This window comes from Sphingobacterium pedocola (assembly GCF_015209965.1).
GTDB classification, from domain to species: Bacteria; Bacteroidota; Bacteroidia; order Sphingobacteriales; family Sphingobacteriaceae; genus Sphingobacterium; species Sphingobacterium pedocola.
The window spans coordinates 1,035,323-1,047,282 of the sequence record NZ_MU158689.1; the positions used below are offsets into that span (position 1 = coordinate 1,035,323).

An 11,960-nucleotide genomic window follows, 5' to 3' on the forward strand; every position below is an offset into this window, starting at 1 on the left:
CAATAATATACATATGAAACCATCGTGATTTATTCACTACTCGTAGAGGAATGGATAAATCTGATCGCTTCATCACAAATGAAAACAGATTTATACAGATGAAAATTTTAGCGAATGATGGGATTGATCCTATCGGAAAAAAAATATTGGAAGATGCGGGATTCGTAGTCGACACAGTTCATATTCCACAAGACGAGTTACCATCTCGACTAAATGAATACGATGCTGTAACGGTGCGTAGCGCTACAAAATTAAGACAGGCATTAATTGATGTTTGCCCAAATATAAAAGTGATTGGTCGGGGTGGCGTAGGTATGGACAACATCGATGTTGATTATGCGCGGTCAAAAGGCATCGCAGTGGTAAACACGCCGGCGGCGTCGTCACATTCTGTAGCAGAATTGGTATTTGCACATCTATTGAATGGTGTACGTTTTCTGTACGATTCAAATCGCAAAATGCCAGTTGAGGGGAATACAAATTTTGGTGCGTTGAAAAAAGCTTACGCAGCGGGAGTCGAACTTCAAGGTAAAACATTGGGTGTAGTTGGCTTTGGCCGTATTGGAAGAGAAACTGCCAAAATTGCTTTAGGCTTAGGAATGGACGTGCTTTATTCCGATCTCTTTGACGGACCAGAGGCATTAACATTAACGTTGTCGGGAGGAATATCGGTCGATGTACCGGTAAAACAAGTTGCCTTGGACGAAGTACTTCGCAATGCTGACTTCATCTCGCTACATGTTCCTTTCTTAGACAGACCTGTCATTGGTAAAGAGGAATTCGCAATCCTTAAAGATGGCGTTGCGCTTGTAAATGCGTCACGTGGCGGTGTTATAGATGAGTTGGAATTGGTAAATGCGCTGAATTCAGGTAAAGTCTCGTTTGCAGCATTAGACGTTTTTGATAACGAACCAACGCCGAGGATAGAAATTTTGAACCATCCTAAAATATCGTTAACACCGCATATCGGTGCGGCCACCAACGAGGCACAAGAACGGATAGGCGAGGAATTAGCCCTTCTTTTAATAGAGAACCTGAAGAAGTAGGTTTTCCGCATAAATTATATGCGGCACAAAAGCTTTTAATGCATTTGTGCCGTTTTTTTGTTTGTAATCAGTATATTAACAATCTATAAAAATAAGTATCAAGTTAAATCATGAAAATTCTAAAATTCGGTGGTACTTCCGTAGGAAGTGCAGCACGTATCAAAGGGTTATTGGATATCGTAAATCCTTCTGAACGTCAGATCGTTGTGTTATCAGCAGTATCAGGTACAACAAACGCATTGGTTGAAATCGGTCAAGCATTCCTAAACGGGAAGAAGGATGATGCGGATCAGTTAATCAAAGTGCATAAAGAGAAATACGACGCATTAATTAAGGAACTTTTTACGACTGAAGAGGGGCTAAAAAAAGGACAGGAATTAATTGATTCCCATTTTAATCATATCGCGTCGCTTTCCAATGATATTTTTACGCCGACTGAAGAAAAGATTATCTTAGCACAGGGGGAACTACTTTCGACGACGTTATGGCATTTTCACCTTACGGAAATCGGTATTCCTTCGGTCTTATTACCGGCATTGGATTTTATGAAAATCGATGAAGATAATGAACCTGTTGTAGAATATATCGGTGAAAAATTAAGTGCTATTATTGCCGATCATCCGTCGAACAGTCTGTTCATTACTCAGGGTTATATCTGCCGCAATTCTTTTGGCGAAATCGACAATTTACGCCGGGGAGGCTCAGATTATACGGCTTCTCTAATTGGTGCAGCAATCCGTGCGGAAGAAGTTCAGATTTGGACAGATATCGACGGCATGCATAACAATGATCCGCGTGTTGTGACCAATACCAAACCGATTGCGAATTTGAGTTTCGATGAAGCTGCCGAATTAGCTTATTTTGGCGCAAAGATTTTACATCCCCAAAGTGTATTCCCTGCACAGAAGTACAATGTTCCTGTCCGCCTGTTAAATACGTTGGATCCCGAGGCGAAAGGAACCTTGATTTCAAAAAATGGCGGAGAAAAAGGCTCAATTCGTGCCATTGCCGCTAAAGATGGCATCACAGCCATACACATTCACTCAACAAGAATGCTTTTGGCTTACGGTTTCTTGAGAAGGGTATTCGAGATTTTTGAGCGATACAAAACACCAATTGACATGATCACCACTTCAGAAGTAGCGGTTTCTTTATCCATTGATGATACAAGCAATTTGTTAGAGATTATTAAAGAAGTAGAAGGTTTTGGTAAAGTGGGAGTGGATGAAGGACAAACAATTGTTTGTGTAGTTGGAGATTTTGGTGCCAATACACACGGTTATGCAGCACGCGTATTGGATGCTATAAAGCATCTGCCAGTCCGGATGATTTCGTATGGCGGATCTGATTACAACGTTTCTATTTTATTAGATTCAAAACACAAGACAGAAGCATTACGCTCTTTACATAATAGATTATTTTAAGCTAAAAAAGGAATGTTGTTTAACGATCAACAAGTAGAAAAACTAGTAGGGGTAGAAACACCTTTTTATTATTACGATCTAACGTTGTTAGAACGAACTTTGGATGCTGCAAAACATGCCGCTGATAAACGTAATTTTCACGTCCACTATGCGCTGAAGGCAAATTTTAACGACAGAATATTGTCGATTATTCAATCGAAAGGATTTGGTGCCGATTGTGTAAGTGGTAATGAGGTTCAAAAATCCATTGATGTTGGTTTTGATGCCGGCAAGATTACCTTTGCTGGGGTTGGTAAATCAGACAAAGAGATTATAGCCGCATTAAAGCATCAAATTTTTGCATTTAACGTGGAATCGATACAAGAACTTGAAATAATCAATGCGTTAGCAGATGAGTTAGGAGAGAAGGCAAATGTATCTTTACGCATCAATCCCAATGTAGATGCGCATACCCATCATTATATTACAACAGGTCTAGACGAAAATAAATTTGGGGTTCCAAATTCTGAATTAGAACAAGCTGCAGCTGTTTTGAGATCTTGCGAACATATTAATCTGGTTGGACTACACTTTCACGTAGGATCTCAAATTACGGATATGAATGTTTTTAAGAGCCTCTGCGTAAAAGTAAATGAATGGAAAAGCTGGTTTGAAGAGCGCGGTACCTATATTAAAGTAATTAATGTCGGGGGAGGATTAGGTGTTGATTACCATGCTCCTGATGAAAATCCTATTCCCGATTTTGAAGCTTATTTTGATGTGTTTGATAAATTTTTGGAACGTAACGGCCAGCAAGAGGTTCATTTTGAATTAGGACGTGCTTTGGTCGCGCAATGTGGAAGTTTGGTAAGCAAAGTATTGTATACCAAAAGTGGAACCAAAAAACATTTTCTGATACTGGATGCTGGCATGACGGAATTAATGCGCCCTGCTCTTTATCAAGCATATCATAAAATTGAAAAAGTAGGATCCGACCAATATGTTAAGACGGTTAACTATGATGTAGTGGGACCTATCTGCGAAAGTTCCGATTGCTTTGGAAAAGAGGTTCCTCTTCCGGAATCCAAAAGAGGTGATTTGATCGCCATTCGGACAGCGGGAGCCTATGGTGAAGTAATGGCTTCACGTTATAACTTGAGAGAAGAAATAAGATACATTTATTCCAAATAAAAGCGAGAGGCTCTATGCCTCCCGCTTTTACAAAAGTTTGAAATCAATTTCCTTTGTATCCGTTGAGTTTGGCCCGATGAACAGCTTGAAGTCTCCGGATTCAGCGACGTATTCCAGGCTTTGATTATAATACTTTAGATCTTTTTCCGTTAACTTGAATGAGATCGTTTTACGCTCTCCCTTTTTCAAAAATATTTTCTGAAAACCTTTCAATTCTTTAACCGGTCGCGTTACCGAACCGACTAGATCTCTAACGTATAATTGTACTATTTCCGCTCCATCATAATTTCCCGTATTGGTGATGGTGATATCAGCTTGGATAGTTTCTCCTGGAGAAAACGACGTTTTATCCAGAAGAATGTCGCTATAGTCAAAAGAGGTATAACTCAGGCCATATCCAAAAGGGTAAAGCGGCTCATTGGTTACGTCTAGATAATTAGAGCGAAACTTTTCGAACCATTTTCCTTCGGCAAGCGGACGTCCCGTGTTTTTGGCACTGTAGTACAATGGAATTTGACCGACATTCTGCGGGAATGTAGCCGGTAGTTTTCCAGAAGGATTGATGTCGCCAAACAATACATCAGCAACAGCTTTACCGGTCTCTGTTCCGCCAAACCAGACATTTAATATAGCCGGTACATGCTCGTCTTCCCAGGTTAACGTCAGTGGCCGTCCGGTAAAGAGCACCAAAACAACAGGTTTTCCACTTTTTAGCAGTGCTTTCAATAAGCGCTGTTGTACAGCAGGAATGTTTAGATCTGTCCTGCTCGAACTTTCGCCCGACATCTCTGATCCTTCACCGAGCGCTGCGACGATAATATCAGCATCTTCCGCTACGCGAAGCGCTTCGTCGATTATCTCCTGTTCAGGTCTTTCGTCTCGAGGGATGGTTCTGCCAAACATTGTTGCCCGCTCCTGATAAGCAGCATCCTCCACCAAGTTACTTCCTAGATGCGTAACAATCTTTACTTTATTTCCCAATGCTTCTGTCATACCCTCTACAAGTGATTGCGTATTCGCTAAGTCGGCACTCACACTCCAGGTGCCCGGCATATTTTCTCCGCTATTTGCAAGCGGACCGATAACAGCAACGGTTCCCTGCTTTTTTAATGGTAATAAATTGTCTTCATTTTTAAGTAGCACAAATGACTTTGCTGCTGCTTCGCGTGCTTTTTTAAGGTGATCTCGCGTCAAAATATTGCTTTTTGCCCGACTATCGTCGCAGTAGCGGAAAGGATCTTCAAAAAGACCTAATTTATATTTAGCTTCCAGTATTAACCGGCAGGCCTGATCAATTTCTTCCTGCGTCACTTTTCCTTCTTCCAGGGACTTTTTCAATGTGGTTAAGAAACCTTCACCAACCATATCCATATGTACACCCGCTTTTAGCGATAATGCAGACACCGCCTGTAGATCGCCCAAGCCGTGATCAATCAACTCATTGATGGCTGTATAATCAGTAACTACCATACCTTTAAATCCCCATTGCTTTCGGAGTACGTCTGTCATCAGCCATCTGTTAGCAGTTGCAGGCAAACCGTTAATATCGTTGAACGAGGTCATTACCGTGCCAGCTCCGGCATCTATGGCAGCTTTATAGGGTGGTAAATATTCGTTATACATCCGATGTAGACTCATGTCGGTTGTATGGTAGTCGCGGCCTGCCTCAGCAGCACCATAAAGCGCAAAGTGTTTAACGCAGGCCATTAATGTGTTATTTGCGCGTAGATCGTCTCCTTGATACCCTTTAACCATCTCAATCGCAATCCTCGAACTTAAATAGGTGTCTTCACCACTCCCTTCCGAAATTCTTCCCCAACGGGGATCCCGCGAGACATCAACCATGGGGGAGAAGGTCCAGTTTAAGCCATCTGCAGTCGCTTCCACAGCCGCTATGCGGGCCGATTCGCGTATCAATGCCATATCCCAGGTCGCTGCCAAGCCTAGCGGAATAGGAAACATGGTTTTGTACCCATGAATAACATCCATTCCAAAAATAATAGGTATTCCTAAGCGCGACTCTTTAACGGCTAACTCTTGCGCTACTCGGATTTTTGCTGGGGAAGACATGCTGAAAATACCGCCGATGTTGCCCTCCTTAATTTTTGATTCGACACCTGTCGATACCGATGATCCGGTGATTGCTTCACCACCGGTTACTAGGTTTAACTGACCGATTTTTTCTTCAACGGTCATTTTTTTCATAAGATCCATTATGAAATTGTCCATCTTCGGATCCTGCGCATACAACGATCCGAGATGGATTAAGCCAATAAGTAATCCTGTAATTGCTATTTTCATGTATTTATTTTAAAGAATTCATCATTTACAATGATTATTTTAAATGCGGACTTTCAAATCCGAGCTTTTTCAAACCGTCCTGTATCTCCGTTGCGTTCATAAACAAATTCCATAAGAATCCCGAACGGTAGTTCTCAATCATCACTACAATAGGACCTTGATCAATTGCCAGATAGCGTTGTGGAAACCAGTTTTCGGTTTCGCTGTATGCATCATAAAACCCGTATTTACCCCATACCTTGTCGCTAAGCTGCTCATGAAGATAACGTGCAAAAGATATACTCTCGTTTGGCGTGTATGGGATAGAGGATAGCGCGGCTGTTGGCGAAACAACACCATGATCGTTATCTGGATGATGCGCCTGATAGCCTTTTACGGAATAACTAGCAGTCCATCCCCAGCCTTTATCTGCACCATATCCAGCATATTGCTTTGGGTTCTGTTTAGCATGTTCGATATTTATTTTGGTATGATTCACCGCTGCATCCCAGTAATTAGCATATTGATCTTGAAGACCTTTCGGGTTTAATCCAAGATAGGAGTAATGTTGCCAGAAAAGAGGCCCCACTTCACCCGATTTTGCGTTGTGCTTTACAATAGTCGGGATATCATATTTTGTTAAGGACGACTTTATTTCACCACTTCTCGCCCATCCCTTGTGATAGGTAGAAGCAGGGATAGGATGCGTAGGAGAGGAGGCCGCAAGAATATACGTAATCAGTCCTTCGTCGTATCCCTGTATGGCATGGTTCATACCCCATGCATATTTCGGGCTCCAATGCCAAAACAAAACATCCTTGCCATTGCGGTAGAAGTCCCAGTTTATGCCTTTCCACAGTTGATCTGCTTTTTCTGCAATCTGTTGCTGATCTGTATTTCCATCTTTGTAATATTCCCTTACACAGATTAATGCTTGCGCCATAAAAGCCGTTTCGACGAGATCACCACCATCGTCATTTTGACTGAATGCTTTGGGTTTTCCGGTATCTCCAAAATACCAGTGGGACCAAGCTCCCTGAAAACGCTCTATTCGTCCCAAATATTCCACAATGTGTGCCAGTCTCTTTTGCCCTTCGGCGACACTGACGTATCCATTTTCAATACCCACGAGAAGCGCCATTATGCCAAATCCGCTGCCACCTATCGTAATGACATTTTGATCATTTTCCGGATATTCACCGTCAATATGAATGCGCTCACGGGCTAGGCCAGAGTTAGGTTCGGCACCTTCCCAAAAATATTGGAAAGTTTGCTTTTGGATAAGTGTCAATAGCGAATCGTCGGAGAGTGTTATGGTGTCTTTTTTTTGTTCAGTATCATCGCGATGTGTTGGGCCAGAACAAGAGCCCAACACCAGTAATGTAAACGGAAAAATATAATGGAATATGTGCATGTTATTCAATTTTTAATCGTAATCTGTATTTTGAACTAATATACCACCCGATTTATCTATCTCAGGTTGTGGGATAGGTAAAAATCGGTGTTTGATTTGGTAACCGGTTTTTCCTGCAGCATGAAGTGTCTCCACATCTATTTCCCATCGCACCAGATCAAAGAAACGTTCGTTTTCCATGCCCAATTCGACTTGTCTTTCGTGGCGAATGGCTGCACGTAATTCTTCCAGATCTTCTGTTGTTACTTCAGGTAATACGGTCGCATTGAGTCCTCTAGCACGGAACCTTACCATTTCAAGGTATTCCAATGCTTTGCCGCTATTTCCGGTTTCATTTGCCGCCTCTGCGGCCATAAGCACGACATCAGCATACCGGATTACTCTAAAATTAAACCATTGTCCTTGTCGATTTCCTGCACGATCTCGTATTTGAGGATTTGTGTATACTTTTTTGTTCCAATACGGTCTGTTGGCATTTTCAGGTAGTGTTTCGTTATAGGGAGTGTTTAGCCTGCCCGAGTACAATAGAGTAGCGTCTTTTCTGGGATCTCCTTCTTCAAAAGCGTTTTCTAAAATTTCATTAGGCACGTTCCAGCCCCAGCCCAAATTCCACTCTCCAGCTCCTCTCACGCCTTGGTGCACGGCGTAATTAATCCCTAAGTTCGTATTACTTTGATCATAAAAAGCCTGAATTTCGAACACCGACTCCGATGCATTCTCTTGGGCTTCGGTAAAGATTTCATGATAAGGTGTATTAAGGTTATATTGTTCTGACGTAATGATTTGTTCGGTAGCGCTTAAGGCTGCCACCCATTGTTTTCGGGCTAAATGGGTTTTAGCCTTTACCGCGAGTGCAGTTCCTTTAACAGCTCGTCCGGAAAATCTCCCGTCCCAGTCTTTCTCCACAGGAAGCTGACTTACTGCATACGCGAGATCATCATCAATAAGTTGGTATATTTCAGCGATGGTCGATTTGGGTCTTATAGCGTCTGCCGCGGTATAAATTCGATAATCAATAAGAGGTACTTCACCAAATGCACGTACCAGATTAAAGTATGCAAAAGCTCTTAAGAACCGTGCTTCTGCCACATTTACCAACGCCATCTCATCGGTCAAATTCAGCGAATCAGCTTCATTGATTACATTATTACTTAGATTGATCAGATTGTAGTGTCCGGTCCAATAATTATTCACCAGCCAAAAATCATTGGTATACTGAAAATTGTCGAAATAAGTTTCAGCATCCACACCATCGCCTGGATCACTTCCTTTTTGCGCATCATCGCCACGCATATTGTGTACCGCTAAATAAGGCATTGCGCTTATACCCTCATTTCTTAGACCCGCATAAACGGCTAATGTCATTCCATTTAGCGAACCACCTACTAGATCTTCTTCCGAATATTGCCCCAAGGGCTTTCTATCAAGCCAATCCTTTTGACAAGAAGATGTGAGAATGACGGACAAGAATAGAAATGCCGAAAATTTTATATGTATATTTTTCATAATTTCTGATTTAAAAATTTAAATTAACACCAAAAGTATAAATGGATGGAACGGGATAGGTACCGTTATCCAGACCAAAGGAAGTGGCACTACCGCCAATCTCAGGAGTATATCCTGTAGTTTGTTTTGCCGTAAAAACATTTTGTGCATTTAAAAACACGCGAAGTGATTTAATTCTCGCGTTTTGCAGCATATCTGTTGGAAAGTTGTAACCTATCTGTAGATTACGCAGCCGGAAAAAGGTGCCCTTTTCGATCCAGTAGTCTGATACAAGCCTATTATTATCTCTCGTCCGATCGATAATGGGTTCGGTGTTTGAAGTGCCTTCGTCATACCACCGGCCCAATTGATCTTCTAAAAAGTTGAATTGCGTAAAGGATCCTCTATTCCAGTTTCTAAAGATATCGTTGCCTACTACGCCCATAAAATCGGTGCTAATATCTAAGTTTTTATAGGCTAGATTCAATGTGAAACCATAGGTGAAATCGGGTGTAGGATTACCAATTAATGTTCGATCGGCGGTGGTAATTTCACCATCACCATTTACGTCCACATACTTAATGTCTCCTGGCCGCACCGTATTAAGTGTATTTGTTGGCGATGCAGTTATTTCGGCTGCATTTTGGTATATGCCCTCCATCTTATATCCATAAAAATAACCGATAGGATACCCCGTGGTGGTTCTTGAAATTCCATCCGTTATCTGGTAACCTTCCTCTACTAAGGAAATTACTTTGTTATTCATTGTGGTGAGATTTCCACTGATATTAAGTAATAGCTCTTCTCCAAGAGGCTGTGACCACGAACTGGATAATTCAAGCCCGTTGTTTCGAACTTCTCCCGCATTTGAGAGACCAGGTTTAGTACCCAACAAACCTGGACGGAGTACGATAATTCCATCCGTATGTTTATCGTAATACACTGCGTTCAAGGTCAGTCTATTGGATAACGCCGCTAATTCAAAACCTGCCTCCCACGATGTAACGCGTTCCCAGGTCAAATTTCTATCGGGAATATAGGACGGTTCTAAAGCAGGATATATGTCGTCTCCGAAAACAGCTGAATTTTGTGCCGTCAATAAAGGGTATAGAGGGTATCTATAATCGGCTGTATTTTGAATGCCCAACACGCCCCACGATCCTTTAATTTTTAAGTTGTTAATAAAAGATTGATCTTGCAGAAAATCTTCTTCAGAAATAACCCAGCCGGCTCCTATAGCGCCAAAATTCTGCCATTCATTTCCGTATTTGTGAAATGCCGAATTCCCGTCTCGTCTGAACGATCCATTTAATAGATATTTCCCTTTGTAGCTATAGATAGCACGTGCTAATAGAGACAATGTGGCATTATCCCAAGCGCTACCACCACCTTGCATCGCACTCGTAGCACCGATATTAGTATACCAAAATCGAGGATCGTCAGGAATAGGATCACCATTGCCTTGTGTTCTACGCGAGGTTACGTCTTCAAAACGCAGATAATAGGACGTCCATCCAGCCGTAGCCGTCAAGTCGTGATCACCAAACGTGTTTTTATAGGTCAACAACCAATCTGTCTGTATTTTTTTATGTACGTTTTGATACTGAGACACAGCAGTCGTTGTAGTGATTAAGTCAGTTTTGTCTGTTCCGGCGATATCCGGATTGTACATGCGGATCAAAGGTTCGTAAGTTCGACCTTGGTTAAAGCCATAATCGAATAGAAAGGAGCCTCTAAAGGTAAAGTTTTTTAGAAAGTCTACCTCTGCAAAGGTATTACCAACTGCGCGATATTCATCTAAGATCGCATTATCGTATAAATCATTCACGCTTACCAATGGATTACGAATTTGCGCCCGTTGAAAATCAGGAAGCTGGTAATATAAGTTTGATGCGTCATCAAGAGCCGGCGAAATAGGAGCAGCTCGCACTGCGCTTGCAACTATTGGGTTATAAAATGCATCATTTTGAGGTAGTTTAGAATGGTATCCGCTAAAATTAATACCCACGCGGAAATTGTCCGTAATGCTTAATTGATCATTCAGGGTTAACGTTATTTTATTTAATTTTTCGTTTTTTATGATTCCCTCATCAATCATGTATCCTAGACCCATATAGAATTTATTCTTCTCTGTAGCTCCACTTACACTCAAGTTGTTGTAGTTCAATATTCCATTCTGGAATATCTCATCTTGCCAGTCGGTATCTGCATTGTAATTGGCGTAATTAAACGCTGGGTTACCTTGATTAGCCAGTTGCTCATCATAAAGCATTTTAAAACCAGCCGCATCAGTTAATTTCATCCGATCTGTTACCGATTTAAAGCCGATAGTCGAATTAAAATTAAAATTCAATTGTCCTGCCTTAGCCGTTTTTGTGGTTACAATGATCACACCATTAGCACCCCTTACACCAAATATAGCCAATGACGACGGATCTTTTAAGATTTCCATTGACTCAATATCTGCTGGGTTCAGAAAATTGATATTATCATTTAACACACCGTCAACTACGTATAGCGGTTTAAAACCATTGATGGAATTTGTTCCTCTTATTCGTATATCCGGTTCTTGTCCTGGTCTACCAGAATTGACGATCTGAACACCGGCTACTTTACCTTGTATCGAAGCGATAGGATTGGCATTCGGCTTATCAGCGACAACTGATCCTTTAACAGTTTCTATCGATCCCGTTAAATCTCGTTTACGTGCCGTTCCATACCCGATAACCACCACTTCATCTAAAGCGCGACTTTCATCATCCAAGAATACATCAATAGTTGTTTGATCGCCTATGGTTATAGTTTGCGGCGTGTATCCTATAAAACTGAACTCCAGCTCATCAGTTGGAGCTGCCTCTATCGTAAATTGCCCCGTGACGTCGGTTTGCGTCGTCAGGTTTTTCCCTTTGACGTTAACAGTCACCCCCGGTAGCACAATTAAAGACTGACTGTCTTTAATAACCCCGCTGACTGTTATCTGCCCGTATCCTATACTTGCCGTTAGGAACAGCAGAAATAATGTAGATAGTTTCTTCATAAAAACATAGTTTTTGTACTGATTTATAATATTTGAGAAGTTTACTCCCCGTTAGCTTTATCAACGAATATCACGAGGAATTTGTTTCGATCAAAGTGTGAGGA

General features: G+C 41.6%; 7 protein-coding genes. 3 read left to right on the forward strand and 4 right to left on the reverse strand.

Going from position 1 to position 11,960, the window contains the following annotated elements:
* Positions 1-98 precede the first annotated feature (98 nt).
* The 3 genes from C4F40_RS04345 (at position 99) to lysA (ending at position 3,640) form a co-directional block, all read left to right on the forward strand.
* A complete protein-coding gene (locus C4F40_RS04345; protein WP_196938134.1) occupies positions 99-1,046 on the forward strand; it encodes a D-2-hydroxyacid dehydrogenase in 948 nt (315 codons plus the stop codon).
* Positions 1,047-1,156: 110 nt separating this feature from the next.
* Complete coding sequence (locus tag C4F40_RS04350) at positions 1,157-2,470, forward strand: aspartate kinase (RefSeq protein WP_196938135.1); 1,314 nt, start codon at positions 1,157-1,159, stop codon at positions 2,468-2,470.
* 15 nt (positions 2,471-2,485) lie between these two features.
* A complete protein-coding gene (gene lysA, locus C4F40_RS04355; protein ID WP_390881625.1) occupies positions 2,486-3,640 on the forward strand; it encodes a diaminopimelate decarboxylase in 1,155 nt (384 codons plus the stop codon).
* A 27-nt stretch (positions 3,641-3,667) separates the two neighbouring features.
* Here the strand turns inward: lysA and bglX are convergent, their stop codons facing one another.
* Genes bglX through C4F40_RS04375 form a run of 4 tightly spaced genes read right to left on the reverse strand, consistent with a single transcriptional unit; the run spans position 3,668 to position 11,856 of the window.
* On the reverse strand, positions 3,668-5,941 hold the full coding sequence (gene bglX / locus C4F40_RS04360; RefSeq protein ID WP_196938137.1) for a beta-glucosidase BglX: 2,274 nt from the start codon (positions 5,939-5,941) through the stop codon (positions 3,668-3,670).
* A gap of 34 nt (positions 5,942-5,975) precedes the next feature.
* Complete coding sequence (locus C4F40_RS04365) at positions 5,976-7,334, reverse strand: glucoamylase family protein (protein ID WP_196938138.1); 1,359 nt, start codon at positions 7,332-7,334, stop codon at positions 5,976-5,978.
* Between the two features lie 12 nt (positions 7,335-7,346).
* Positions 7,347-8,840 (reverse strand): RagB/SusD family nutrient uptake outer membrane protein, encoded by a 1,494-nt coding sequence (locus C4F40_RS04370; RefSeq protein ID WP_196938139.1) that lies wholly within the window; start codon positions 8,838-8,840, stop codon positions 7,347-7,349.
* Between the two features lie 10 nt (positions 8,841-8,850).
* Positions 8,851-11,856 (reverse strand): SusC/RagA family TonB-linked outer membrane protein, encoded by a 3,006-nt coding sequence (locus tag C4F40_RS04375; protein WP_196938140.1) that lies wholly within the window; start codon positions 11,854-11,856, stop codon positions 8,851-8,853.
* Between the last annotated feature and the right edge of the window lie 104 nt (positions 11,857-11,960).

Coding starts and splice junctions, on each gene's coding strand:
- C4F40_RS04345 (WP_196938134.1), top strand. CDS start 99: ATGAAAATTTTAGCGAATGATGGGATTGATCCTATCGGAAAAAAAATA.
- C4F40_RS04350 (WP_196938135.1), top strand. CDS start 1,157: ATGAAAATTCTAAAATTCGGTGGTACTTCCGTAGGAAGTGCAGCACGT.
- bglX (WP_196938137.1), bottom strand. CDS start 5,941: ATGAAAATAGCAATTACAGGATTACTTATTGGCTTAATCCATCTCGGA.
- C4F40_RS04365 (WP_196938138.1), bottom strand. CDS start 7,334: ATGCACATATTCCATTATATTTTTCCGTTTACATTACTGGTGTTGGGC.
- C4F40_RS04370 (WP_196938139.1), bottom strand. CDS start 8,840: ATGAAAAATATACATATAAAATTTTCGGCATTTCTATTCTTGTCCGTC.
- C4F40_RS04375 (WP_196938140.1), bottom strand. CDS start 11,856: ATGAAGAAACTATCTACATTATTTCTGCTGTTCCTAACGGCAAGTATA.